The organism is Bradyrhizobium sp. FW305-F6, assembly GCF_058782905.1.
On the sequence record NZ_JBYSYD010000002.1, the window covers coordinates 905,585 to 929,328 of the forward strand.

Here is a 23,744-nt window from a genome sequence, read left to right on the forward strand (position 1 = left end):
GGCAGGTCGTCGTCCGGATCAGAAGCCGCGTTCGATCCGCGAATAGACCATCTCGGTGAAGGTGGACAGATGCGCACCGATGAAAGAGCCGGAGACGGCAACGACCAGCAGAATCACGATGATCTTCGGAACGAAGGTCAGCGTCACCTCCTGGATCTGGGTCAGGGCCTGGATCAGCGCGATCACGGTGCCGACCAGCATCGCGGCGCCGACCGCTGGCCCGGAGGCGACGATGATGGTCCAGATCGCCGCCTGGACGATGTCGAGGGCGTCCCGCTCGTTCATGACTGGCTGATCGTGAGCCCCGGTCCGACCGCGACCTTGGTGCCGTCCTGAAGGGTCGCGATGGAGCCGTCGCTGTTGATGGAAACCGAGACGACCTTGCCGGAGAAGCTCGCGCCGGTAGAATCGGTGAAGCTCACCGTCTTGCCGATCAGCCCGTTGGCCTGCGACAGCGACTGCGAAGACAGCAGCGCGTCCAGTTTCGAATTGGTCTGCATCGCCTGCTCGACCGTCGAGAGCTGGGCGAACTGGCTCATGTACTCCGCAGTGTCCATCGGATTGGTCGGATCCTGGTTCTTCATCTGGGCGATGAGGAGCTGAAGGAACGTATCGTAGTCGACGGTACTGCTGGACGTCGTCGAGCTGGTGTCGGTCGAACTGGATCTGCTGGTGCTGTCGGTCGCGCTGGTGACGTTCATGTGTCTCTCCGCTGTCAGGCAGCCTCGAATGGTGAAACGGTGGCGGCGCCGGCCAGGATGGCCTGCTCCACCGGGAACAAGGCGCGGATCCGCTTGAGCGCCTCGAAATAGCGCGTCGCCTGGACCAGCTCGTCGACCGCGCCTAGCCCAGCCAGCATCTCGCCGTTCTCGCACACCGCGCACAGGGCCGCGTGATGCTGCGCGTAGAGCGCCGCGGCGTCGCGGACGTCGGTCGGATTCATCAGCATGAGCTGGACGATGAAATAGAGCTGCCGCAGTGCCGTGGTGGCGTCGGAAGCCTGCATGACCTGCCCTTCGAGCAGGAACATCACGTCGTTGACCAGCTCGACGGAGACCTTACGGTCCACGCGGAGCACCGCGCCGTTGATGTAGATCCGTTCGCCTGCACGCAAGGAGATCTTCATTAGAGCGCGTCTCGGATCAGCCGGTTGATTTCGATGAGCTGCACCACGTCGTTCGACCGCTGTTCGCGGAGACGGTCGGCTTCCTTGACCACCCACAAGCCGATCGAGATGATGTCGGCGCGCAGCTTGTCCGGCAGGCCGTTGTCCGGGTGGGCGAGATCCTCGATGAAGATCGTCCATAGCCGCCGCACATAGAGCAGGCTCTCGACCAGGTCCTCGAAACTGAAATGACCCGTCTGGATCCGCTCGAGCTGGTCGATGCCGAGGCTGAGCGCCTGCCGCTCGCGGGTGCGCGCCTCATATCCACTATCGTCAACGACCGCTTCATAGGCTTCAAACGTCATCAGGACCACTCTTCACGGAAGACCGAACAGCTGGACGAAGGTCTCGAGCCTCGACAAGGCGTCCCTGGCTCAGAGATAGTTGATGAGGCTGATCTTCTGGAGCTGCGAGGTGAGCGCCAGCGCCGTCTGAATCTGGGTCCGCAAGGTCTCGACCCGAACCGAGGCTTCGGTCGGGTCGACCGCTTCCATTCCGACGATCTGATTGTTCAGAATGTCCTGCTGCGTCTTGAGCTTCGCGGTCGCGGTGGTGACCCGCTGCTGGACCGTGCCGACGCTGCCGCCGAGCGCAGCGAGGTCGTTGATCGCCATGCCGACGAGGCCGATGGCCTTGTCCACGACGACCTGGAACGTTTCCTGGCTCAGGTTCACATTGCCGAGATCGGCCATCATGGTGTAGGCCTCGGCGAGCCTGCGGAAGCCGATCTCGTTGGCGCTCACCGATGTCTCCGCGATCTCGGTGGTGGAGATGCGGCTTTGCATGGTCTGGTCCGTCGCCGACGACCAATTGGTGTTCCAGGCCGGGCTCGCGAACTCGGCATCGAAGGTGGTGTCCAGGAAGGTCTGCATCTGTGCCGGAGTGATGGTGGCCACGGCGGGCGAGGATTGCGCGAAGCCGAAGGTCGCGAGAAAATCGGCATCGACCTGGTTCTTGCTGGCAGAGCCGGCGGCGTAAGGTGTGATCGGCGCGTTCTGCGTGTTGATGCCCGAGAACAGCGAAGAACCATTATACGAGACATTCAGCGCGCCGATCAGGTCCTGGAGATTGGACGACGCTGGCGGCAGGATGACCCGGCCGCCGCCGTCGGTGCTGCGGGCCGCAATCAGATCCTTGAGGAAGTCGGTCGCGGTCTTGTTGAGCTGGGTAATCCGGTTCTGCGTCACGTCCAGGCGTCCCGCGACGAGGCCGTTGGTGTCGACCAGCTGGTCGGCGAAGCTCCAGTCCGCCCGCAGCGTGAGGTCGCTTCCGGTCGTGGCACCGAGCTCGAGGCCGACATCGTAGAAGCGTCCGGTGGTCGCCTCGGTCGACGCCCTGCTCAGCGCCGCCTGGTTGTTCGTGATCGAAGACCGCAACGACGAGGACAACATCAGGGTGGAAATGTAGTTCGCGCTCATCATGACTCAGTTCCCCACGGCAGCGAGCAGGCTCTGCAACATTTCATCGACGGTCGAAATGATCTTCGACGATGCCGAATAGGTACGCTCTACCTGGAGCATCAAGGCCATTTCGTCGTCCATGTTGACGCCGCTGACGTTCGACAGCGCGGCGATGCTGCGGTTGAGGAGCGTGCTCTGGTACTCGGAATTGGCATCGGCGGTCTTTCGCTGGTCTTCGATCCAGCTGGTCGATGACGATGCGAAGTCGATCAAGCTGCCGTTCGGCTTGCCCTGCGTGGTCGCGTCGAAGGGCTGCGAGGCGTCGATGCCGCCGACGAGCTGATGCAGCCGGGCGGAATAGCCGCTGTTGGCGGCGGTGTTGTATCGATAGGCGGGATTGCCGCTGATCGCGCCGTCGCGCAGCAGGTTCGGATCGCCGCCCAGGGCCGGATCGACCGATGCCGCAACCGAGATCGTGCCGGCGAGGCCCACCGAGACGGTGGCGCTCGCAGGCATTGCCGGCGCACCGGGATAAGTGAAGAGGCCGGGAACGTCGGGCAGCGCTGCGGCGGTTTGATCGCTTTCCCGGAACGTATTGATCAAGCCGCGCGCGATCTCGTCGAGCTGGCTCTGATAAGTGACGGTGTCACGGTCACGCAGCTGCGCGAGGCCGGCGAGCTTGCCCGATTTCAGCGGCATCACCGAATTGGCTCCGGTCACCGGGACGCCGTCGATGTAGACGGCGTTGCCCGTGGTGCCGGCAGTGTAGATATTCGTCGCCGCGAAGCTCACGGCCCGCGCCGTCTTGTCGAACAGCACGACGCCGCTGTCGGCGTAGAGCGCGGCGTCGCCGTTGGGACGGATCGACATCGTGACGCCGACCTCCTCCGACAGCTGCGAGACGATGTTGTCGCGCTGGTCGAGGTAGTCGGTGATGTCGTCGCCGGAGATCGTGCCTTTCACGATCGCGGTGTTCACGGTCTCGAACTGGGACAGCAGCCGGTTCATGGTCTGGACCGAAATGTTCATGTCGGCATCGGCGCTCTCGCGGGCCGACTGCACCGTCTCTGTCGCCTGGTTGAGCGCAGTCGCCATGTCCTTGGCCGACGTGACAGCCGCCTGCGCCAGCGTGGTGTTGTCAGGAGCGTTGGCAAATTTCTGCAGCGCCTGCTTCAGGGCGTTGAGTTGCGCCGTCGGCGAATGGTCGATCTCCGGATCGTCCACCGTCGCGGCCGCGATCTTCTGCAGGCCGTCATAGATGGCGCTTTGCTTGGCGGAAGACGAGGTCGCGATCAGAACGTTGTTGTAGAGACCCGAACTGGCGGCGCGCTGGATCGCCGCGACATAGACCCCGGCGCCGGGCAGATTGTCCAGCACGGTGAGCTTGCGCGAATAGCCGGTGGCGCCGGCACCAGCGATGTTGCGCGAGATGACCGACGACTGGACGCTCGACGCCATGAGCGAGGAGCGGGCCGAGTTGAGAGCGGCGGTAAGCGACATGGCGTGCTCTTGCCCGAGACGAGCGCCGAAGAATTCAGCGCTTCAGGTTGACGACGACGTCCAGCAGATCCGAGCCGGTCTGGAACGATTTCGAGTTCGCCGTGAAGCCGCGTTGGGCTTCGATCATGCCGGTGAGCTCGTCCGCGAGGTCGACGTTGGAATCCTCCAGGGCGCTGGACTGGACCGTGCCGAGCCCTCCGGTGCCGGCATTTCCGACCTGCGCATTGCCGGAATTCATGTTGGTCGAATAGACGTTGCCCGGCTCGGGCGTCAGATTGTCGGGGCTCGCGACGTCGGCGAGCATGATCGTGTAGAGCGTCAGCTGCTGCCCGTTCTTGAGGATCGCCGTCACGTGGCCCGCATCGTCGATATCGACCTTCTCGATGGCCGATGGGACACTGCCATTGACGGTGGCCTTGAAGCTGAAATCGGTGCCGACCTGGGTCAAATTCGACAGGTCCAGGGTCATCGCCGCACCTCCGGGAACGGTGAAGGCGAGACCGGTCGGGCTCGCCGCGTCCAACGCGCCCCTGCCGGCCGCCGTGGTGTCGAAAGTGAAGGTCGTGGCGGCACCGAGCGAGGTGCCCGTCGCGGAGTCGTAGACCCCTATCTGCCAGGTATCCAGGCCGGCAGCCGTCGCCGTGTGGGACATGTAGACGTCGAGCGTAACGGCCTGGCCGATATTGTTGTAGGCCACGATCGAGCTCTTCGATGAATATGAGGCCGGGCCGGGTGGGCCAGCAATGACGGCCGCTTTCGGATCCAGATTGCCGGTCGTGAGCGTGCCCGCCGTCGACGGCACCGGCACCTGCGAGACCTGGGCGATGTTGACGATCTGCATGCCTGACAGGCTGTTCTGCGAGAAATTGCTTACGTTGCCGGGCTGGCCCAGGAGGTAGTAGCCGGCGGCGTTGTACAGATTGCCCTGGCTGTCAGGCACGAAAGAGCCGGCGCGCGTCAGATATTGCTGCGTGTTGTTGGCGTTCGACACCACGAAGAAGCCATTGCCCTGGACGCGGAGGTCCGTGGTCGACGTGGTATACTGGGTATTGCCGCCGTCGCTGATGGCATAGCGGACCTTGGTTTCGACCGCGCCGGAATCGTAATTGCCGGAGCCGCTCTTCAGGATCAGCGAGGAGAATTCGGTGGAAGCCCGCTTGTAGCCCACCGTGTTGACGTTGGCGATGTTGTCCGAGACCGTCGACAGCTTGTTGGACTGCGCGTTCATCCCGGAAACGCCGGTGCGCATAACACCATACAGGCTCATGAATTGGGCTCCTTTGGTAGCTTGCAGTTACAATGGGGGTTCTTGCTTGCGCGGGGCTGATGATGGGGCGCGATGCACAACTTCATGTTATCAGCTCGTTTTTGACTGGCAGAAGGTGCGCGCTTTGTCGGTCCATGCGCCGAAGCCGCTCGAGACGAGATGCGCAACGATGTGGCAGACATAGCGCTTCTGCGCCGGCTGATTATTGGGACCCGCATTGTAGCGGGCCACCGCCATGGTCCAGCTGCCTTCGCGCTGCTTCAACTCCTTGAGGAAGCGCGCGGCGTACTCGACGTTCCCCGCGGGATCGAACATCGCCCGTACCGACGCGAACTTTTCGCCGTGATAATAATGGTTGATCTGCATGCAGCCGAGATCGATCAGCTTGATGCCTCTGCTGCGTATCGCCTCGAAATGCGAGATGGCGTCGTTGATGTCCTTGGCGAACACGGTCTGGCCGTCGGCCCCGAGCGCGTAGGGATGCAGCGCGCCGCGCCGACCGGTCTCGGTGAGGCCGACGGCATAGAGAATGCCGAGCGGAATCCCGTGCCGTTGCGCGGCACGCGCCATCTCCCGTTCGCAAGGGCGCGCGGCTTCGGCGGCCGCCTGCGCAGCGCTCGCGTTAGAGATAAACAGGGCCGCGACGATGATGCGGCGCCACGTCCTGGTCATGACGGGTCTCCTGGTTGGACTCGCGCTCCTGGCGAGCTTGCTTCGCGCCGCCGTCGGATTGCCCCGGCGACGCGCCGGCACCGCCGAAAGTGCCTTGCGACTGCGGCGAGGATTGTTGCTGGCCCGGGCCCTGCGGCTGCGACTGGCCGGAGCCGCTCTGGAATCCGTCCAGCGAGCCGTGCTGCACCGGTGCGACGTCGGCGACGTAGCCCGCCGACTGCATGAGATCGCGGATCTGGTCGCGCTGCTGGTCGAGCATCTGGCTGGTGTCTTTCCGCTCGGCCGCAAGCTGGACGGACACTTCGGTGCCGACGAGACGCAGGCGCACGGTGACGTTGCCGAGCGCGGGCGGCTCGAGATTGACGGTCAGGATCTTCAATGGCTGATCCGGCGCGTTGGTCTGGGATGCCGCGAGATCGGTTGGCGTGGAGGCCGGCGGTGCCGAAGACTCCTTCAGCCCGGAGGCCACCGCATTGGCGACCTGTTGCGGCGCGTTGAACTGCGCCGGCGGCAGATGGGTCTCCTGCTGGACCACGGTGACCTTGGTCATCTCCGGCAGCGCGTCACGGCCGGCCGCCCTGGCGGCGCGCTCGACATTGGCCGTGACGGCCTCGAAGCCAGGTGATACCGGCATCGCGCTCTGAGCTTCCGTGCCTTGCGTGGACCCAAGCTGCGACTCGGCCACTTCATGCGAAACCGCGGCCTGCGAGCGCGCGCCGGAAGTGGCGGCATTCACCGTTGCTGCCTGCGTCACGCCAGCGGCGGGGGTCTCGCGCTTCGCCGTGGAGGGACGCTCATCGCGCGCGGGCGCGTCCTTGTCTCCGGACTGCAATTGCATCTGCGGCTTCATGGCAGGCGCGGCAGCGATCTCCTGCCCGACCGCGACAACTATGCCAGCTTGGTCCTGGACGCCCGTCCCCGCCGCAGGATCGTCCGGACGTTGTTCTACCGCCGGGGTGCTGGTCTTCTTGTCGGAGGGCTTGCCTGCGGACTTTGGATGTGCGGTGGCGGCGATGTGTTCGCGCAGCGTCTCCTGCGTCGGCTTCTCCTGTTCGGTCGGATGGTTCCGCAAGCGCAGCGTTCCTGTCTTCGCGACCGTCTCGTTGCCATCATCATTCAGTGCCTGCTTGGCGAGGTTCGAGACGGTGTGGAGCAGATCGTTGAAGGACGAATTCGCCTGCGGTTTGGTCCCGGCGCTCTTGGCTGAGCGCGCGCCGCGGATGTTGAGGCTCTCGGCGAGACCCGAGAAGAGCTGTCCGGAGGTTCCGTTGAGCTTGGTCATGGACGGCGGTCCTTGGTCAGAAGTTCGAGTTCGCCGAGCTGCTTCCGTGCGCGCGCGAGCGTCGCAGTCGATGACGCCAGATCGAGACGCGCCGGCGTTGCCGGAGGCTTGTCGGCCGCGGCGGCAGATCCGCCGGGGAACGGCTTGCGGACGTCGAGCGCGAGCTGCACCGCTGCATTGAGAAGGGGGACGTCGCGTTCGGGCAGCTTCGCGCGGTCGAGCGCCTTCAGCTCGGCGAGACCGCCGTCATATTCGTCGGTGAGCACGCGCGAAGCGCCTCGGAAGAAATGCGCCCGTTCGCGCTCCACTGATGCGTCGGGGCTGAGCGCCAACGCCCTCTCGCCGGCGAGCCGGGTCACGGCCATCTGTCCGCGCACCATCGCCGCGCGCGCGATCACGAGATAGAGCTTGAGGCGGCTGGCCCGATCGATCTGTTCCAACAGAGCCGCGATCCGTGCGAAGCGGCGCTCGTCGTGCGCCAGGTTCGATTGGGTCAAGCCGCTGGAGAAGCGCTGCCAGAAATCGCCGGCATAGATCGATTTGCGGTAGTGGCGGAGATAGGCCAGCGTCAGGAACTCGAACTTCTCGAAATCCCCCGCCTGCCCCACCAGCAGGATCTCGCGCCGCAACGCCGCCTCCTCCACCAGCGTGCCGGGCAACAGCAGGCGCGCATCGTCGAGGCGCTCGATCGCGAACGATGCCTCGGCGCGCGCGAACAGCGCGCCCTGAACCAGCGCGACCTGTCCGCCCAGACCGGAAGCAATCGTCCGCGGCTTGATGTCCTTGAGCAGCTCCCGCGCTTCATCCTGCCGCCCCTCGACATAGGCAAGCGCACCGTTGAGCAGCCGCTCGTCGACGTTCATCTTGTCGCGCGGCAGCTTGCGGACGATCTGCGGCGCACCGCCGCTGAGCAGGTAGATGACGACGGCCTGGCCGTTCTGCGGCTTGCTCCACACCGCGGGATCAGCAGCGAGGAACTTCTCGCCGATCTGCCGGATCAGCGTGATATGACTGCCATGCGCGGCGGTATCGCCATTGGCGATCCCGTCCTGCACCGCCTGCAACGCGCGGACGAGCTCGTAGGGTTCGCGGCCCTGGGGCGCAGGCTGAGCAAGCGCATTCGCCGCCATGAACGGCAGCAACAACAGCAAGGCGCCGCGGTGCAGCAGCCTGATCAAGGGCGCTTCTCCCGGATCAGGATCTCGATCCGGCGGTTCTGGGCGGCCGCCGGGTCGTTCGGAAGCTTCGGCCGCCGGTCGGCGTAACCTTCGATATGCTCGATCCGCCGCGCATCGACGCCGGAGCGAACCAGCATGTAATAGGCCATCTGCGCACGCGCCGTCGACAGCCGCCAATTGTCGTAGGTGTCAGACCGATACGGCCGATTGTCGGTATGGCCGCGCACGATGATCAAGCCCTGGCGCCTGGTCAGCAGCGGCCCGATCTTGTCGATCACGCGGATCAACTCGGGACGCGGCTCCGCCGAGCCGACCGCGAACATGCCGAAGCTCGCATCGTCGGTCAGGCTGACCAGGAGCCCTTCCTCGACCTGACGCACCTCGGCCGCCGGCCCCGCCCCCGCTTTGATGTCCGACAGCGCGTCCGCTATCGCGGACTGAAGCTGCTTGAGGGTCGGTTGCTGCGCTTGCGACGCATCGCGCGCTTCGGGCCCCTTGGCCGTATCGTCGGAACGCGCCGGCGGGGCGGCATTGGCCTGGACACCAGCCTGGCTGCTACCCTCGCGAGAGGATTGCGCCGCTGCAGGACCTGGCGGCAGCAGCGGCGACAGGCTCGTCGATGAGTTCTCTGCGTTCGGCGCTACGCTTCCGCCGGCATCATCCGTCCTGCCGCGGCGCGGCTGCGCATCTGCCTGTCTTGGGCCGGACGCACTGTCGCGCGCAGACGCATTCGGCTTGGGCTCGCTGTCGACGAAGCGATCGGCGTCCTTCGCCGCCTGCGGAGCCAGCCTCCAATAACCGGGATCGAAGGGATCACGATAGGCGTCGCCGCCCTTGAGGCCGTCCTCTTCGGCCGACGTCAGAGCGCCGGCACGCCGCTGACCCGTGGACTGGTTCGCGCTATTGGCGATCTCGGAGAGCGTCGCATAGGGATCGCGGAACAGGACCTTCTCCTCGTAGGACGCCGGCTTCTCGGCCGTCGGAGAGTCGCCGCGGCGTTCTTCGTTCGGCCCGGCCGGCTGACGCTTGCCGTCCTGGCCTTCGAACGACGCCGGCTCTTTCTGGGAGAGATCCTTGAGGCCCTTCGGAGCAGGTGCGTTCTCCGCAAGCTTGATCGGGTTGAAATAGCTCGCGACGACCTGCTTCTGGTCCTGGTTGAGCGCGTTGAGCAGCCACATCACCAGGAAGAACGCCATCATCGCGGTCATGAAGTCCGCATAGGCGATCTTCCAGACCCCGCCGTGATGTGCCTCCTCGGCGAAGGCGCTGCGCCGGCGGACGATCACGATCTCATGCTTGACCTCTTCCATGGCGAGCTACCGGCGCGCTTGCTTGAGCCGTTCACTCCAGGCCGAGAGCTGCGTCTCGATCACGGTCTGGTCTGCAAGGACCCGGACTTCGAGAGTCTCGGACGTCTCGTACACGATGCCCGCTCGCCTGGATGCCTCGAGCTGCGTCCTCACGAGGTCGAGCAGCTCGCTCGGGCCGGTGACCTTGAACGCCGGCACCGACGAGTTGCCGGTCAGCGCAGAGATCTGCTCGACCAATGATCCGATCGCCTTGTCGCGCACGGCCTCGCCGAGGAACGGCAACAGGATCCGCGCAACGGAGCTGGCGATGTTGGCCTCGATCTCGCGACAGGCGCCCTCGAAGCCATTGACAAGAGTGACCGCCTGCTGGTCGGACCATTTGGCCCGCTCCTCGCCGAGCCGGATCGCGCCGCGGACGCGCTCCTCGGCCAGCTTGGCGTCGCCTTCCGCGAGGCCGGCCGCATGTCCGCGCCGATAGGCATCGTCCAGGAGATTGGCCGGCGGAGCTTCCGTCGCGGCCGCCGGAGATGGCGGGGCCTGAAGCTGCGGCTGCGCCTGGGTCTGAGGCTGTGGTTGAGGCTCGCGCCGGGCTTCCTTCGGCCTGGTCAGCACGTCCTGGATTTTCGGCGGCGCAGGCGGCGGCGACTTGACCCGTCCATTTGCGTCGAACTGCGTCAGGAATTTTCCGATTGCCGCGTTCATGCCGCCTCCTCGCGTCGCATCCAGTCCTTAAGGATCGCTGCCGCCTGCATCTGATCGAGCCGGACGATCTGCTCCAGCCGCTTCTGCGGCGTTCGTTGCATCTTGCCTTCGAGGTCTTCGACGAGGTTGAGCTCGGCGTCCTCGCTGTCGGGTAGTGCAAGGGCTGCGGCGGCCTCGAGCTGGGCGGCCTCAGCCGCCTCGACCTGCTCCTGCTGCGCGCGATGGGTCAGAATTCCGTTGACCGCGGGCCGAAGCCCGAACCAGACCAGCATCGATGCGACGGCCAGGATCGTCACTGCGTTGATGACGCTCCCGAGCTGCTTGTTGATCATCTCGACGAAGCTGATCGGCGGCACCGGCGCCAGCTCACGCGAACCCTCGATGAAGTCCACCGCCGTCACCTGGATCTGATCACCGCGCGTCTTGTCCAGTCCGCCCGCGGTCGCCGCCAGCTGACTGATTTCGGCGAGCTTGCTGTCGACGATGGCCTGGTTGCTCTTGTCGCCGAGATCGGCGATCAGCCGCGTACGGTTGACCAGGACGGCGATGAACAGCTTCTTGACCGTATAGCCGTCGCTCACCGTCGTGGTGGTCTTGGACGAGACTTCAAAATTGGTGACGTCCTCGCGGCGCGTCTTGTCCTCGCTGGAGTTCTTGCCGCCCCCGGCATTCACCTGCTGATCGGGCAGATTCTGCTGCACCGTGGTCGGCGTCGAACGGTCGGCGTTCTGCGAAGACTCCTTCTCTCGCACGGCCCGCACCGACCGCTCGGCCCGGCTCTCGGGATCATAGACCGTCTCGTTGGTGTGCCGCTTGTCCGTGGACAACTGCGGCGCGACGCTCACCTCGAAATTGTCGAGGCCGAGATACGGCGTCAGCGCCTTGCGGATGTTCTCCTGCACCATACCACCGACCGTCTTCTGCAGGCTCGCCATTTTGGTCGGAGCGGCGCTGGCCTCGTCCTCTTCGGCGAGCAGCATCGAGCCGTCGGCATCGAGCACCGTCACCTTGTCGCGGCTCATGCCTGGGATGGCGGCGGCGACGAGATGCCGGATCGACTGCGCCGTGCGTGCCTCGATCGCGCCGTCTGTGCGCAGGACGACCGAGGCCGACGGTGGCTGCTGCGTCGCGCGAAACGAGCCGCGCACCGGCAGCACGATATGCACCCGTGCCGCTTTCACGCCCTTCATCAGCTGGACGGTGCGGGCGATCTCGCCCTCGAGCGCACGCAGCTTGGTGACCTCCTGCATGAACGAGGTCAGACCTAGCGAGCCGATCTTGTCGAACAGCTCGTAGCCGGAATTGGCGCTGGCCGGCAACCCCTTCTCGGCGAGCAGCATCCGCGCCTGCATGGTCTGGCTCGGACGCACCGAAACCGCATCGCCGGCGGAATTGACGTCGAAGGCGATGTTCTGCTCGCGCAGTGCCGCGCCGATGCGTGTCACGTCTTCGCGGGTGAGGCCGGTATAGAGCGTTTCGAACTCGGGCCGGCTGAGATAGTAGGCGCCGCCGACGACGGTGACGAGGACTGCAAAGCCGATCAGCCCCAAGGCCATCAGGCGTCGCGGCCCAAGCTCCAGCAGATTGTTGAGCAGTTGCTGTACCTGCGCACGACTGAGCATATGACCTCGTACCAATGCGAACGGTGAGGACACTCAGCTGCCAACCTTGTCTGAAGGTTGCGCGAGGACACGAGTGTGTCGGTTCGCAGGTACTGCGTTGCAATTTTACAAGAAGCTCGGGTGACGCGACCGATCGGCCGGCATGCGGACGCGCCGGCGCATCCTGGTGCGATCGGTTGCGGCGTATCTTATGTGCTCTGGCGTCGGGGTCGGGTGCCGGCACGTCCCGTGCCGTCGCGCCCGCCGATCACGGCGGAGACCGTGCTCCCGAAGGGAGCACGGTCGTTTTCGAAAGCGCCGCTTAGCCGCGGAACAACGACAGGATGCTCTGGCTGTTCTGGTTGGCGATCGAGAGCGCCTGAACGCCGAGCTGCTGCTGGGTCTGCAGAGCCTGGAGCCGGGTCGATTCCGCGTTCATGTCGGCGTCGACGAGCTGGCCGACACCGCGATCCACGGAGTCCATCAGGGTCTTGACGAACTCCGAGTTGGTCGAGATGCGGTTCTTGACCGCACCGAGGTCGGCAGCGGCCGAGGCCACCGAGTTGATCGCGGCGGTGACCTTCGAGATGTAGCCATCGAGTGTGGTCTGGTCGGCCGCCGAGTCGGTCAGCGCAGAGATGTTGATCGTGTCGACCGAGGCGCTGGCGGCCACGGTGTCCAGAATACCGGTCTGCGTGGTGGAGTAGAGCGTGTAGTTGGCGGTCGTGATGGTGATCGACCCGATTGTCGGGGTGCCGCCGACGCGCGAGTAGGACGAAACGAGGTTGAAGCTCGTCGGGGTGGTACCCGTCGTCGTGCTCAGCCAGTTGATGCCGTTGAAGGTGGCCGAATTGGCCTTCAGCTTCATGTCCTGCTGGATCTGGGTGATGTCGGCCTGGATTTTGGTGCGGTCGATACCCGCGGTCTTGGCTTCGACCAGCAGCGCCTGGAGCTTGGTCAGGCCGGATTCCTTGTCGCCGATCACCGAGGTCAGGGCGGTATATTCGGTGTCGACGGTCGCGGCGGAGAGGCCGAGCGAGTCGGAGACCGCGGAGAGCGCTGCGTTATCGGAGCGCATCGAGGTTGCGATCGACCAGTAGGCGGCGTTGTCCGACGCGGTGGCGACGCGCTGGCCGGTGGAGATCCGGTTCTGCGTGGTGGCGAGTTGGGCGCTGACAGACCGCAGGGTCTGGAGCGCGGTCATGGCGGAGGAGTTGGTGAGAAGACTAGAACCCATTTTGATGTCCCTTTGGAGATTGTCGTGAGTGAGGGGACATACCGGGCTTGCACCGGTACGGCAGAGCGGCGTCATGCCTTTGGGCGCCCGCAAACGCGGGTTCTAGGCCCAACCTGTCGTAGCGGCGAGGTTAGCGAGCCAAGCTTGTGCGGAGCTTGTGGCTCTGTGCTCTGCCTGCAACAGGCCAGCCGAAACGGCGGCGCGCGGCACGCCAAACGACAAGGGCCGCACTTCGCGAGAAGCGCGGCCCTTGCTTCGATGACGTCAGTCTTAGCGGAACAGCGACAGGATGCTCTGGCTGCTGTTGTTGGCGATCGATAGCGCCTGCACGCCGAGCTGCTGCTGCACCTGCAGGGCGGCAAGGCGGGTGGATTCCGCGTTCATGTCGGCGTCGACGAGCTGGCCGACACCTCGGTCAACCGAGTCCATCAGCGACTTCACGAAGTTCGTGTTGGTCGAGATGCGGTTCTTGACGGCACCGAGATCGGCGGCGGCCGAGGCCACCGAGTTGATCGCCGCAGTGACCTTCGAGATGTAACCGTCGAGCGTGGTCTGGTCGGCCGCCGAGTCGGTCAGCGCGGAGATGTTGATCGTGTCGACCGAGGCACTGCCGGCCACGGTGTCCAGAATGCCGGTCTGCGTGGTCGAGTAGAGCGTGTAGTTGGCCGTCGTCACCGTGATCGAGCCGATGGTGGGCGTGCCGCCGACGCGCGAGTAGGACGACACCAGGCTGAAGCTCGTCGGAGTGGTACCGGTCGTGGTGCTCAGCCAGTTGATGCCGTTGAAGGTCGCCGAATTGGCCTTCAGCTTCATGTCCTGCTGGATCTGGGTGATGTCCGCCTGGATCTTGGTGCGGTCGATACCTGCGGTCTTGGATTGGACCAGCAACGCCTGGAGCTTGGTCAGGCCCGAGTCCTTGTCGCCGATCACCGAGGTCAAAGCGGTGTATTCGGTGTCCACGGTCGCGGCCGACAGGCCGAGCGAGTCGGACACCGCCGAGAGCGCGGCGTTGTCGGCGCGCATCGACGTTGCGATCGACCAATAGGCGGCGTTGTCCGACGCGGTGGCGACGCGCTGGCCGGTCGAAATCCGGTTCTGCGTGGTCGAGAGTTGCGAACTCACAGACCGCAGGGTCTGGAGTGCGGTCATGGCAGTCGAGTTCGTAAGCAGGCTTGACATTGCGAATGTCCCTTTGTTGTACGCGATACATTTTCACGAGGGGACATACCGGGCTTTCACCGGTACGGAGGGGCGGCATCATGCCTTTGGACTGGTGTGGGTGGGGTCCAACCCGCCGTGCCGCATTGCTAGCACGCCGAATCTTGCCTCCAGCTTAAGACAGGACGAAATTCCGCAGCAAAATCATATGGTTAATTATTACAGACTGCTAACCATATCCGGCGCTTATTGCTTAACCATACCCGCCCCGCCTGCGATCGCCACTGTCACGAGAACGACCGCACCAGTCCGGAGGCAAGCAGGTTCCAGCCGTCGATCAGCACGAAGAACAGCATCTTGAACGGCAATGCGAGGATCGTCGGCGGCATCATCATCATGCCCATCGACATGGTCAGCGTCGCGACGATCATGTCGATCACCAGGAACGGCAGGATGATGAGGAATCCGATCTCGAACGATCGCCTGAGCTCGGAGATCATGAAGGCCGGAATGATGACGCGCAGATCCACCCTCTTGTCGTCGAACTTCCTGCGGAAGCTCTCCGCGGCGAGCGATTCGAAGGTCTGGAGATCCTTGTCCCGGACATGGGCCAGCATGAATTCGCGGAACGGGTCCGTGATCTTCAGATAGGCTTCCTCTTCGGAGATCTCGTTCTTCATCAGCGGCTGGACGCCGGTTTCCCAGGCCCGGTCGAAGGTCGGCGCCATCACGTAGAAGGTCATGAACAGCGCGAGGCTGATCAGCACCAGATTGGCCGGCGTGGTCTGGAGGCCAAGCCCTGCGCGCAGGAACGACAGCGCCACCGCAAATCGCGTGAAGCTCGTCACCATGATGAGCAGCCCCGGCGCCACCGACAGCACCGTGATCAGGGCCATCAGCTGGATGATCCGGCCGCTGGTCGAACCGTTTCCGGGCGGCAGCAGGGAATTCAGGTCCGGGATCTGGGCCAGCGCCGCTTCTGGCAGCACGACCAGAACCAGCGCGAGCAGCAGGATTTTCGCTCTCACTGGATCACCAGCGTCTCGATGATCAATTCGCGGACCTTGCCCGACGAGCGGATGTTGGCGCGCTCGGTCAGATCGTCACGCAGATGCTGGAGCCCCCGCGATCCCTCGAACTGCGCGACCGTCGCCGACCGCAGATAGGTCACGATGTCTTCGCTGATATGGGCGGCCAGAATGCCGGCGTCCTCGTCGCTCATGCTGTCGGTCACCATGGAGGCTTCGATGCGCGCCCAGTTGTTGGCGGGCGCGGCGAGATTGGTCACGATCGGTGAGAGTTTCCTGAGTCGCGCGCTGCCGGCGTAACTCGACGCGATCGGCGGCGCCGCAGCGCCCTTCTTCGCGTCGGCGACGCGCTCGGCGGTCGCGATCAGATGCAGGCCGGCAACGGAGCCCGCGCCGATCGCGATCAGGGTCAGCACGAGGATGGCGGCGATCAGGCGCATGGCGTCCCCTGCCATCGCGGCGCGATCCGTCCGGCTCGTGCCTCAGAATGGTGCCACGGTGTCATAGATCCGGTGTCCCCATCCAGGCTGCTGCACGTCCGACAGATTCCCGCGCCCGCCATAGGACACGCGCGCCTCGGCTATCTTTTCGTAGGAGATGGTGTTGGTCCGCGAGATATCGCGCGGACGCACGATGCCGCCGACCTTGAGCACGCGCATCTCCGTGTTGACTCGAAACTCCTGCGAACCGCTGATCATCATGTTGCCGTTCGGCAGCACGTCGGTGACGACGGCCGCGATCGACAGTCTGATGTCCTCGGTGCGGTCGATCTGGCCGTTACCCTTGATCTGGGTGTTGGTGCTGAGATTGGCGTTGGCCTGGCCCGTGTCGTTCCATCCGGCGATGTCCATCAGCCAGTCGAGCCCGAACTTGACCTGCGAGTCGCGCGAGCGACCGGTCTTGTTGTCGAGCTTGGCCTTGTCCTGCATCGAGATGATCACCGTCACGACGTCGCCGGTGCGGCGGGCGCGCGGATCGCGGTAGAGATCGGTGCCGTCGTCCCAGGTCGAGCGATAGCTGACGGGCGTGCGCATGCGCGGCGTCACCGGGATCGGATCGGCCTGCATCCTCAGGCCGCTGCCGACGGGTGACATCTGCGGACCGATCAGGACTTCGGCCGGATCATGGTAGCATCCGGCCAGGAACACGGATGCCGCGAAGAGTGAAAGGATGAGGCTCGGCTTGTTCATCTATCTGGTCTTTCCGTCGTCCACGCGACGCATGCCGCCGAGCAGGTCGGCGAGATGCGCCGCGCGTGCCGTGTCCATCTCGTTGAAGATCGCGCTTGAGCTCCGCGGGCTGAGCTTGGCGAGCACGGCGGCGGCGGTCTCGTCGCTCATGCCGGCGATCTGCGTCGCCGCGGCTTCGGGCTTCATGCGCGAATAGATTTCGATCACGCTCGCTTCGGCCTTCTTCAGGAAGTCGTCGCGCAGCGCCATCCACTTCTCGTATTCGGCGCGCTTGGCCTCGACTTCGGCGATGCGCTCGCGCAGCAGGCTCTCGGCCTTTTCCAGCTCCTTGAGCTGCCAGGCCAGCCTTGCATCGACCGCGGCATCGCCGACGTTGCTGCAGAACTGGGCGATTTCATTGTCCGGGGCCGGCGCGGCCTGCGGCGGCGCGGACTTCGCCGGCGCCGTGACGCTGCCGGGCTTGGCCGGACGTGCAGGTGCTGGCGCGGGTGTCGGCGTCTCCGGACCCGGCACTGCACCGGTGACGGCGGGTGCTGACTCTTCGGCCGCCCATGCCGTCGCCCGGACCGAAGCATTGTCGCCTGGCATCGGCGTGGCCGACGACGGCGGCTTCTGCGATCCAGGGGCGCGCGCGCGGGCGAAGGAGAGCAGGTTCAGCGGCTTCGACGACTTGGCTTCCTCCAGCGCATGCCCTGGCGCGGCGCTCGCGAGCACCAAAGCTGCGGCCAGCAGGAGGAGTTTGGCTCTGTGTTCCAGCTTCAGCATCGGGCCGTGTGCGATTCTCGCTTCAGACCTGAGCATTGAGCGACCAAGCTTGCACGGCGCTTGCGCATCATTGCACGATGACATCGGCCTGGAGCGCGCCTGCCGTCTTGATCGCCTGGAGGATCGCGATGATTCCCGACGGCTTCAGGCCGATCTGATTCAGCCCGCGCACCAGGCGCTGGAGATCGACCCCGTTCAGGATCGCCACCTGCGATCCCGCCTCGTTGGCTTCGACCACGGTCTGCGGCACGACCACCGTCTGTCCTCGCGAGAACGGCGCCGGCTGGGAGACGACCGGCATCTCCGTGACGCGGACCGTCAGATTGCCGTGGGTCACCGCAACGGTCGATATCCGCACGTCGCGGCCGATGACGACCGTGCCGGTGCGCTCGTTGATCACGACCCGCGCCGGCGTGTCCGGCTCGACCACCAGTTCGCCGATTTCCGCGAGGAATCGGACCGGGCCGATATGGCGCGGCTTCGACAGCACGATGGTGCGGAAGTCGCGCTCGAAGGCGATCTGCGCGCGATAACGACCACCGGCATACCGGTTGATGGCATCGAGGATGCGCGTCGCGGTGACGAAGTCCGGGTTCTTCAACTGCAGCACCAGGAACTCCATCTCATGGAGGCTTCCGTGCACCTCGCGCTCGACCAGCGCACCGTTGGGAATGCGCCCGGCCGTCGGCGTACCCTGGCTGACGTTTTGCGCCTGGCCTCCGACGCTGTAGCCCGCGACTGTGATCGCGCCCTGCGCCACCGCATAGACGGCGCCGTCCGCGGCGCGCAGCGACGTCATCACGAGCGTGCCGCCGAGCAGCGAGGTCGCATCGCCTAGCGAGGATACGGTGACATCCATGCGTTCGCCCGGCCCTATCGAGGGCGACAGGTCCGCGGTCACCATCACGGCGGCGACGTTGCGCGTGCGCAATGTCGTTGGACGCGGGGGGTTGTTGGTGCTCGTTGTCTCGTTCCTGACGTTGATGCCCATGTTCTCAAGCATCGATTGCAGGGACTGTTCGGTGAAGGGAGCGTTGCGAAGCGTGTCGCCCGTGCCGTTCAGGCCGATGACGAGGCCGTAACCCACGATCTGGTTTTCCCGCAGGCCCTTGATGTCCGCGATGTCCTTGACGCGGACGGCGGCCTCGGCGCTGGCGGCCGACAGGAGCAGGACGAGCGCGAGCAAAAATCTGATCATGACCCGTCCACGACCTTGACGGTGCCGTCCGGCTGGACGACGCCCTTGATGATCACCCCGGTGTCCGTATTGCGCACCGGGATCAGGGCGCCCGAGGCGCCCGATTGCATCGCCGAGCCGTAGGTGACGATGGACAGGCCGCTGTCCTCGACAACGACCTTGACCGTGGCGCCGCGCGCGACGGTCCAGGGGTCCTCGACCGCATTGGTCGGAATGGGCTGGCCTGGAAACAGCGCGCGTCGCGCCATGCGGCCGACCAGGACCTGACGCCCCTCGATGAACATGGCCACGCCGAGCAGGCTCGGCGCGAAGGCACGCTCGGTGATCATCTCCTCCCGGATCAGCTCGCCGGCGCGGATCGAGACGGCCGGCACGGGAAGCCGCTTCTCCTCGGCCGCTGCGCCGCGCGCCGCGACGAAGACCAGCAGCGCGGCGGCCACCCCGCGCATGATCAGGCCCACTCTGTTCAACATCGAGACACCAGGACTAGCGCATGCCCTTCGAGACGGTCTGGGCCATTTCATCCGAGGCCTGGATGACCTTGGCATTCATTTCGTAGGCGCGCTGCGCCGAGATCAATTCGGTGATCTCCTTGACCGGGTCGACGTTCGAGGCTTCGAGCCATTTCTGGTTGATCTTGCCGTAGCCGGCATCGCCGGGCAGACCGACGACCGGCGTGCCGGATGCCGTGGTCTCGCGGTAGAGATTTCCGCCGAGCGGCTCCAAGCCTGCCTCGTTGGCGAAATTGGCGAGGTTGAGCTGGCCGATCTGGCGCGGGTTCACCTCCGTATCCAGCTTGGCGAATACCTGGCCGGTGGCGTTGACCGTGACCTCGACCGTCCCCTGCGGCACCGTGATCGCGGGATCCAGGAGATAGCCGTCGATCGTCACGAGCTGGGCGTTGGCATTGGTGTTGAATGAGCCCGCTCGGGTGTATTGCACCTCGTTGTTCGGGCCGAGCACCTGAAACCAACCGCGGCCGTTGATCGCGAGGTCGTATGGATTTCCGGTCTGCGTCAACGCGCCCTGGATGTGCAGCTTGCGGATCGCAGCCGACTTGACGCCGAGACCGAGATTGGCGCCTTCCGGAATCGGAGAGGAGCCGTTGACATTGGCGACGCCCTGCATGCGGTCCATCTGGTAGAACAGGTCGGTGAACTCGGCCCGCGCCCGCTTGTAAGAAGTCGAATTGATGTTGGCGATGTTGTTCGCGATGACTTCGATGTTGGTCTGCTGGGCGTTCATGCCCGTGGCCGCAATGGCGAGCGATTTCACTTATTTCATTCCTTCCGATCAGATCGACATCCGGACGACTTCCTGGTAGGCCTGCACGACCTTGTCGCGCACCGCGACCGCCGTCTGCAGAGCCTGCTCGGCCGACATCAGCGCCTCCACGACGCGGCGGGTCGATTCCTTGCCCTGCATCGCGGAGATCGAGGCGGCCTCGCCTGCCTTCAACGTCCCGATCGCGTCGCTCGTCACCTGCTTCATTACCGCCTCGAATCCGACCTCGTCACTCGACTGGATCGCGGTAGCCGCGGCGGGCGAGACGGCCTGCGTCTCGGTCGCGCGAGTCGTCGCCTGGCCGGCGGAAATCGCGGTGGATGAAATTGCTTCGATCATTGTCAGCTCCTCAGAAGGTCGATGGTCATGCCGAGCATCGACCTCACCTGTTTCACGACCTGGAGATTGGCTTCATAGGATCGGTTGACTTCCCGCATGTCGGCCATCTCGATCATCATGTTGACGTTCGGCAGCTTGACGTAGCCGGCCTTGTCGGCAGCGGGGTGCCCCGGATCGTACTCGACGCGGTAGGGCGTTGTGTCGACCCCGATCTCCTTGACCTTCGCCAGCTGTGTGCCCGAGGCGCGGTCCATCGCGGCATCGAAGGTGATGGTCTTGCGCTGATACGGATCTGCGCCGGCGGAGCGCCCCGAGGACGTGGCATTCGCAAGATTCTCCGAGACGATGCGCATGCGCGTCGACTGCGCTTCGAGCCCGGAGCTCGCGACAGTCAGGGAAGCGCTCAGTGAGTCCAGCATGTCAATTCACCTCAGCCCTTTGCGCTCGACAGGACCATGCGGTGAAACGACCGCACGATCGCAGCGTTCATCGAATAATCGCGATTGACATCGCTGCCCTTGATCATTTCCTGCTCGAGGCTGACGGAATTGCCGGAGTGAACCACTTCCCAGCTGTCCTTCTTCGCGGTCGCCCGCGTATCGGTCTCGACCGCGGACAATTGCAGGTGGGATGGCGACGTCGTCGCGAGCCTGACCGGCGTGCCGTCGAGCACCTTGTCGAAGGGCTCGACGTCGCGCGCCCGAAAGCCCGGCGTGTTTGCGTTCGCCACGTTGGTGGCGATGGTCGATTGGCGCAGTTCGAGGTACCGCGCCTGCGACGATGCGAGTTCGAAGAGGTAAAGCGGTCCCACGACAGCCCCATTCTGATCCGTTCGGGAGGAGCCTAGGGCGTTAAGCTTTCGTCAAGCTGTTGGGCCGGACCTCATCATCGGAAATCTACTGCGCCTTCTCGGTCCGCCGCGCCTGCTTCGACTGCAGGAAGTAGATGATCTCGGCGACGGGCCGGAAGAATTCCGCCGGAATCACCTGATCGACCTGGACCGCCTCGTAGAGTGCGCGCGCCAGTGCCTTGTTCTCGATCACCGGGATCCGGTTCTTCTCGGCGACCTCGCGGATCTTCAGCGCGATCACGTCCATGCCCTTGGCCACCACGAGCGGCGCGGGGTTCTCCTCGCGGTTGTAGCGCAGCGCGATCGCGAAGTGGGTGGGGTTCGCGATCACCAGCGTCGCGCGCGAGGCCGAGGCGATCATCCGCTGCCGCGAGCGGTCGCGCGCCAGCGAACGCAGCCGCGCCTTGATCAGCGGATCGCCCTCGGCCTGCTTGTGCTCGTCCTTGATCTCCTGCTTCGTCATGCGCAGCTCGCGCCGCCAGTGGAAGCGCGCCCAGGCGAGATCGACCGCAACCAGGACGATGGTCGCGATGCAGATCGCCGAGACGATCCGCATCGCAATGCTGAGGATCATCTCTGGCAGCGCGACCGGATCGGTGTACATTGCCTCGAAAGCCCTCGCTTCGGACGCGCGCAGCACGAAAGCGACGACGGCGGTCACCGCGGTGAGTTTGAACAGCGACTTGGCGAACTCGATCAGCCCTTGCGTTCCGAACAACCGCTTCCAACCGCTGACCACAGAGATTCGCGACAATTCCGGCTTGATGCGTTCGAGCACGAGGCGCGGCGCGTTCTGCAGCAGCGAGGCTGCGAGGCCGAACGCCACCAGGATGACGAGCAGCGGCGCCAGGAACCGCAATGCCTGGAGGCCGATCACGGCGAGCAGGTTCTGCACGTCCGCGCCGTTTGCGAGCGGGAAGCCGCCGGGATCGTCGAGAAGGCTCTTCAGCGTCGGCGTCAATTGCTGCACGCCCTGGCCGATCAGGAACGACAGGATCACCATGAGCGCGGCCATCGATGCGAAAATCGAGGCCTCCCGAGAGACCGGGATCTTGCCCTGTTCGAGGGCGTCACGGACTTTCTTCTCGGTCGGCTCTTCTGTCTTGCTGTCCTGATCGGATGTTTCTGCCATGCCCGTTCAGCGGTCAGCGGAAGACCAGCTCATCCTCCTGCTCGGGGTTGAGCTCGATCTCACCCTTCTCCGCCAGTTCGAGCGCAAGGTCGGTGATCACGCGCCGGGCCTCCAGCACGTCGCGCTGGTTGGAGGGCTCGCCGATCGCGAGCTCGTGCTCGACGACGCGGCGAACACGCGAGGCCACCGAGGACAGGATCAGCTCGCGGAAATGCTTGTCGGTGCCCTTCAGCGCGACGACGATGCGATCGGTCGGAACCTGATCGAAGATCATGGTCCGCGCCTTCGGCGTCAGATTGACGACGTCGTCGAAGGTGAACAACAGCTCCTTGAGCACCTCGGCCGATTTGGGGCGCTTCTCGGACAGGCTCTTCAGCATGTCCTCGATATGGCCACGCTCCATCTTGTTGATGATGTCCGCGACGCGGGCGTAGGTGTCGGCGCCGAGGTTGCGGGCGAAGTTCAGCGTCAGGTCCTCGTGCAACGTCTTCTCGATGATGCGCATGGCATCGTCGACGATCGGCTTGAGGCTCAGAACGCGCCGCATCAATTCGTTGCGCAGGCTCGAGGGCAGCTGGCTCATCACCTTGGCGGCGCAGGCCGGCTTGACCTTGGACAGGATCAGCGCCGCGGTCTGCGGATGCTCCTTGGACAGGTAGCTCGCCAGCGAGTTTTCGGACACCGACGAGACGCGGTCCCACACCGATCGGCTCGAATTGCCGAGCAGATCCGACATGATCTGCGAGACCTGGTCGGCCGGCAGCACGTCGCCGAGCACGGCTTCGAGACCGCCGAGGGTGCCGAGGATGTTGGCTCCCATGGAGAACTGCTGGGCGAACTCCTCGACGATCCCCTCGAGCTCCTGCGCGGTGATCGGCCGCAGTTCGGCCGCCGCCTTGGTGACGATGCGGATCTCCTGCGGCTCGAACTGCTGCAGCACGCTCGCCGCGGCCTGCCGGCCCATCGCCAGCAGGAGCGCGGCGACCTTTTCCGTGCCGCCCAGCGTGGTAACGCCTCGCTGCTTGACGGGAGCGATGCCGACCGGTGCCGCCATGGTCAGCTGTCACCCTGCCCCAGCGGTCCGACGATCTCGGTGAGCGAGACGCCGAAGCGTGAATTGTCCTCCTCGACGACGACCACCTCGCCGCGAGCGACGATGCGGCCGTTGACCACGACGTCGACCGGCTCGCCGACCCGGTGATCGAGCGGGACCACCGCGCCGCGTCCGAGCTTCATCAGGTTTGCCACCGGAATGGTCGCCGATCCCAGCACGACCTGCATGGTGACGGGAATGCGCAGGATGGCGTCGACATTGGCGAACTTGCCGGTCTCCTCGGCCGTGCGCTGGGCGATCTCCGCCAGCCGCTCCAGCGGAGACGTCTCGGCCTCGTCCGATGCGGATGCAGTCTCATAGTCGAAGGATTGCGCCATTTGGTTTCGCCTCTTGGTAGTTCCGTTCCCGGAGCGCCGCGGCGTCCCGATCGTA

The 23,744-nt window shown here is 64.8% G+C and carries 28 protein-coding genes; all 28 read right to left on the reverse strand.

The genetic code is table 11. The features are described 5' to 3' along the window. Positions 1-18: 18 nt before the first annotated feature. Positions 19-285, reverse strand: a complete 267-nt coding sequence (fliQ, locus tag AC3WLX_RS15570) for a flagellar biosynthesis protein FliQ (protein ID WP_025034323.1) — start codon at positions 283-285, stop codon at positions 19-21. Continuing rightward, the gene (gene flgD, locus AC3WLX_RS15575) at positions 282-701 is read right to left on the reverse strand and encodes a flagellar hook assembly protein FlgD (RefSeq protein ID WP_492336609.1); all 420 of its coding nucleotides are present in this window, start codon (positions 699-701) and stop codon (positions 282-284) included. Before flgD ends, fliQ begins: the two co-directional genes overlap by 4 nt. A 14-nt stretch (positions 702-715) precedes the next feature. Continuing rightward, positions 716-1,126: a flagellar biosynthesis repressor FlbT gene (flbT, locus tag AC3WLX_RS15580; protein WP_492336610.1), complete on the reverse strand. Its 411-nt coding sequence runs from the start codon at positions 1,124-1,126 to the stop codon at positions 716-718. Beyond that, on the reverse strand, positions 1,126-1,470 hold the full coding sequence (gene flaF / locus AC3WLX_RS15585; RefSeq protein ID WP_492336611.1) for a flagellar biosynthesis regulator FlaF: 345 nt from the start codon (positions 1,468-1,470) through the stop codon (positions 1,126-1,128). The genes flbT and flaF overlap by 1 nt, the downstream gene beginning before the upstream one ends. Before the next feature lie 69 nt (positions 1,471-1,539). After that, the gene (locus tag AC3WLX_RS15590) at positions 1,540-2,586 is read right to left on the reverse strand and encodes a flagellar hook-associated family protein (RefSeq protein WP_492336612.1); all 1,047 of its coding nucleotides are present in this window, start codon (positions 2,584-2,586) and stop codon (positions 1,540-1,542) included. 3 nt (positions 2,587-2,589) lie between these two features. Then, entirely contained in the window at positions 2,590-4,065 is a 1,476-nt protein-coding gene (gene flgK, locus AC3WLX_RS15595; protein ID WP_492336613.1) for a flagellar hook-associated protein FlgK, read from the reverse strand. 34 nt (positions 4,066-4,099) lie between these two features. Next, positions 4,100-5,332, reverse strand: coding sequence for a flagellar hook protein FlgE (locus AC3WLX_RS15600; RefSeq protein WP_492336614.1), 1,233 nt, complete (start codon positions 5,330-5,332; stop codon positions 4,100-4,102). A 90-nt stretch (positions 5,333-5,422) separates the two neighbouring features. Beyond that, entirely contained in the window at positions 5,423-6,004 is a 582-nt protein-coding gene (locus tag AC3WLX_RS15605) for a transglycosylase SLT domain-containing protein (protein WP_492336615.1), read from the reverse strand. Then, on the reverse strand, positions 5,955-7,286 hold the full coding sequence (gene fliK / locus AC3WLX_RS15610) for a flagellar hook-length control protein FliK (RefSeq protein WP_492336616.1): 1,332 nt from the start codon (positions 7,284-7,286) through the stop codon (positions 5,955-5,957). Before fliK ends, AC3WLX_RS15605 begins: the two co-directional genes overlap by 50 nt. Continuing rightward, positions 7,283-8,464 (reverse strand): chemotaxis protein, encoded by a 1,182-nt coding sequence (locus tag AC3WLX_RS15615; protein WP_492336617.1) that lies wholly within the window; start codon positions 8,462-8,464, stop codon positions 7,283-7,285. The genes fliK and AC3WLX_RS15615 overlap by 4 nt, the downstream gene beginning before the upstream one ends. Then, positions 8,461-9,774, reverse strand: coding sequence for a MotB family protein (locus AC3WLX_RS15620; RefSeq protein WP_492336618.1), 1,314 nt, complete (start codon positions 9,772-9,774; stop codon positions 8,461-8,463). The genes AC3WLX_RS15615 and AC3WLX_RS15620 overlap by 4 nt, the downstream gene beginning before the upstream one ends. A 6-nt stretch (positions 9,775-9,780) precedes the next feature. After that, positions 9,781-10,476, reverse strand: coding sequence for a hypothetical protein (locus AC3WLX_RS15625; RefSeq protein WP_492336619.1), 696 nt, complete (start codon positions 10,474-10,476; stop codon positions 9,781-9,783). Continuing rightward, positions 10,473-12,098: a flagellar basal-body MS-ring/collar protein FliF gene (gene fliF / locus AC3WLX_RS15630; RefSeq protein ID WP_291624005.1), complete on the reverse strand. Its 1,626-nt coding sequence runs from the start codon at positions 12,096-12,098 to the stop codon at positions 10,473-10,475. The genes AC3WLX_RS15625 and fliF overlap by 4 nt, the downstream gene beginning before the upstream one ends. A gap of 301 nt (positions 12,099-12,399) precedes the next feature. Next, positions 12,400-13,314 (reverse strand): flagellin N-terminal helical domain-containing protein, encoded by a 915-nt coding sequence (locus AC3WLX_RS15635; RefSeq protein ID WP_291624007.1) that lies wholly within the window; start codon positions 13,312-13,314, stop codon positions 12,400-12,402. Positions 13,315-13,584: 270 nt separating this feature from the next. Beyond that, a complete protein-coding gene (locus AC3WLX_RS15640) occupies positions 13,585-14,493 on the reverse strand; it encodes a flagellin N-terminal helical domain-containing protein (RefSeq protein ID WP_459596626.1) in 909 nt (302 codons plus the stop codon). A gap of 266 nt (positions 14,494-14,759) precedes the next feature. Further along, positions 14,760-15,500, reverse strand: a complete 741-nt coding sequence (gene fliP / locus AC3WLX_RS15645; RefSeq protein ID WP_492336620.1) for a flagellar type III secretion system pore protein FliP — start codon at positions 15,498-15,500, stop codon at positions 14,760-14,762. Beyond that, the gene (locus tag AC3WLX_RS15650) at positions 15,497-15,940 is read right to left on the reverse strand and encodes a flagellar basal body-associated FliL family protein (protein WP_492337300.1); all 444 of its coding nucleotides are present in this window, start codon (positions 15,938-15,940) and stop codon (positions 15,497-15,499) included. The genes fliP and AC3WLX_RS15650 overlap by 4 nt, the downstream gene beginning before the upstream one ends. Positions 15,941-15,982: 42 nt before the next feature. Beyond that, a complete protein-coding gene (gene flgH, locus AC3WLX_RS15655; protein WP_492336621.1) occupies positions 15,983-16,690 on the reverse strand; it encodes a flagellar basal body L-ring protein FlgH in 708 nt (235 codons plus the stop codon). Next, the gene (locus tag AC3WLX_RS15660; RefSeq protein ID WP_492336622.1) at positions 16,691-17,455 is read right to left on the reverse strand and encodes a MotE family protein; all 765 of its coding nucleotides are present in this window, start codon (positions 17,453-17,455) and stop codon (positions 16,691-16,693) included. It abuts the gene before it with no gap. A gap of 67 nt (positions 17,456-17,522) precedes the next feature. Beyond that, a complete protein-coding gene (flgI, locus tag AC3WLX_RS15665) occupies positions 17,523-18,653 on the reverse strand; it encodes a flagellar basal body P-ring protein FlgI (RefSeq protein WP_291624019.1) in 1,131 nt (376 codons plus the stop codon). Beyond that, on the reverse strand, positions 18,650-19,126 hold the full coding sequence (gene flgA, locus AC3WLX_RS15670; RefSeq protein WP_291624021.1) for a flagellar basal body P-ring formation chaperone FlgA: 477 nt from the start codon (positions 19,124-19,126) through the stop codon (positions 18,650-18,652). Before flgA ends, flgI begins: the two co-directional genes overlap by 4 nt. Positions 19,127-19,139: 13 nt before the next feature. Continuing rightward, complete coding sequence (flgG, locus tag AC3WLX_RS15675) at positions 19,140-19,928, reverse strand: flagellar basal-body rod protein FlgG (RefSeq protein WP_035670189.1); 789 nt, start codon at positions 19,926-19,928, stop codon at positions 19,140-19,142. 18 nt (positions 19,929-19,946) lie between these two features. Continuing rightward, positions 19,947-20,276 (reverse strand): flagellar hook-basal body complex protein FliE, encoded by a 330-nt coding sequence (fliE, locus tag AC3WLX_RS15680; RefSeq protein ID WP_291624026.1) that lies wholly within the window; start codon positions 20,274-20,276, stop codon positions 19,947-19,949. 2 nt (positions 20,277-20,278) lie between these two features. Then, complete coding sequence (gene flgC / locus AC3WLX_RS15685) at positions 20,279-20,695, reverse strand: flagellar basal body rod protein FlgC (protein ID WP_492336623.1); 417 nt, start codon at positions 20,693-20,695, stop codon at positions 20,279-20,281. A gap of 11 nt (positions 20,696-20,706) precedes the next feature. Beyond that, complete coding sequence (gene flgB / locus AC3WLX_RS15690) at positions 20,707-21,087, reverse strand: flagellar basal body rod protein FlgB (RefSeq protein ID WP_291624030.1); 381 nt, start codon at positions 21,085-21,087, stop codon at positions 20,707-20,709. 85 nt (positions 21,088-21,172) lie between these two features. Then, positions 21,173-22,258: a flagellar biosynthesis protein FlhB gene (gene flhB / locus AC3WLX_RS15695; protein WP_492336624.1), complete on the reverse strand. Its 1,086-nt coding sequence runs from the start codon at positions 22,256-22,258 to the stop codon at positions 21,173-21,175. 13 nt (positions 22,259-22,271) lie between these two features. Next, the gene (locus AC3WLX_RS15700) at positions 22,272-23,312 is read right to left on the reverse strand and encodes a flagellar motor switch protein FliG (RefSeq protein ID WP_157281925.1); all 1,041 of its coding nucleotides are present in this window, start codon (positions 23,310-23,312) and stop codon (positions 22,272-22,274) included. 2 nt (positions 23,313-23,314) lie between these two features. Then, positions 23,315-23,689 carry a flagellar motor switch protein FliN gene (gene fliN / locus AC3WLX_RS15705; RefSeq protein ID WP_291631899.1) on the reverse strand — a complete coding sequence of 125 codons (375 nt, stop codon included), beginning with the start codon at positions 23,687-23,689 and terminating at the stop codon, positions 23,315-23,317. Positions 23,690-23,744: the final 55 nt, after the last annotated feature.

Coding starts and splice junctions, on each gene's coding strand:
- fliQ (WP_025034323.1), bottom strand. CDS start 285: ATGAACGAGCGGGACGCCCTCGACATCGTCCAGGCGGCGATCTGGACC.
- flgD (WP_492336609.1), bottom strand. CDS start 701: ATGAACGTCACCAGCGCGACCGACAGCACCAGCAGATCCAGTTCGACC.
- flbT (WP_492336610.1), bottom strand. CDS start 1,126: ATGAAGATCTCCTTGCGTGCAGGCGAACGGATCTACATCAACGGCGCG.
- flaF (WP_492336611.1), bottom strand. CDS start 1,470: ATGACGTTTGAAGCCTATGAAGCGGTCGTTGACGATAGTGGATATGAG.
- AC3WLX_RS15590 (WP_492336612.1), bottom strand. CDS start 2,586: ATGATGAGCGCGAACTACATTTCCACCCTGATGTTGTCCTCGTCGTTG.
- flgK (WP_492336613.1), bottom strand. CDS start 4,065: ATGTCGCTTACCGCCGCTCTCAACTCGGCCCGCTCCTCGCTCATGGCG.
- AC3WLX_RS15600 (WP_492336614.1), bottom strand. CDS start 5,332: ATGAGCCTGTATGGTGTTATGCGCACCGGCGTTTCCGGGATGAACGCG.
- AC3WLX_RS15605 (WP_492336615.1), bottom strand. CDS start 6,004: ATGACCAGGACGTGGCGCCGCATCATCGTCGCGGCCCTGTTTATCTCT.
- fliK (WP_492336616.1), bottom strand. CDS start 7,286: ATGACCAAGCTCAACGGAACCTCCGGACAGCTCTTCTCGGGTCTCGCC.
- AC3WLX_RS15620 (WP_492336618.1), bottom strand. CDS start 9,774: ATGGAAGAGGTCAAGCATGAGATCGTGATCGTCCGCCGGCGCAGCGCC.
- AC3WLX_RS15625 (WP_492336619.1), bottom strand. CDS start 10,476: ATGAACGCGGCAATCGGAAAATTCCTGACGCAGTTCGACGCAAATGGA.
- fliF (WP_291624005.1), bottom strand. CDS start 12,098: ATGCTCAGTCGTGCGCAGGTACAGCAACTGCTCAACAATCTGCTGGAG.
- AC3WLX_RS15635 (WP_291624007.1), bottom strand. CDS start 13,314: ATGGGTTCTAGTCTTCTCACCAACTCCTCCGCCATGACCGCGCTCCAG.
- AC3WLX_RS15640 (WP_459596626.1), bottom strand. CDS start 14,493: ATGTCAAGCCTGCTTACGAACTCGACTGCCATGACCGCACTCCAGACC.
- AC3WLX_RS15650 (WP_492337300.1), bottom strand. CDS start 15,940: ATGCGCCTGATCGCCGCCATCCTCGTGCTGACCCTGATCGCGATCGGC.
- flgH (WP_492336621.1), bottom strand. CDS start 16,690: ATGAACAAGCCGAGCCTCATCCTTTCACTCTTCGCGGCATCCGTGTTC.
- AC3WLX_RS15660 (WP_492336622.1), bottom strand. CDS start 17,455: ATGCTGAAGCTGGAACACAGAGCCAAACTCCTCCTGCTGGCCGCAGCT.
- flgI (WP_291624019.1), bottom strand. CDS start 18,653: ATGATCAGATTTTTGCTCGCGCTCGTCCTGCTCCTGTCGGCCGCCAGC.
- flgA (WP_291624021.1), bottom strand. CDS start 19,126: ATGTTGAACAGAGTGGGCCTGATCATGCGCGGGGTGGCCGCCGCGCTG.
- fliE (WP_291624026.1), bottom strand. CDS start 20,276: ATGATCGAAGCAATTTCATCCACCGCGATTTCCGCCGGCCAGGCGACG.
- flgC (WP_492336623.1), bottom strand. CDS start 20,695: ATGCTGGACTCACTGAGCGCTTCCCTGACTGTCGCGAGCTCCGGGCTC.
- flhB (WP_492336624.1), bottom strand. CDS start 22,258: ATGGCAGAAACATCCGATCAGGACAGCAAGACAGAAGAGCCGACCGAG.
- AC3WLX_RS15700 (WP_157281925.1), bottom strand. CDS start 23,312: ATGGCGGCACCGGTCGGCATCGCTCCCGTCAAGCAGCGAGGCGTTACC.
- fliN (WP_291631899.1), bottom strand. CDS start 23,689: ATGGCGCAATCCTTCGACTATGAGACTGCATCCGCATCGGACGAGGCC.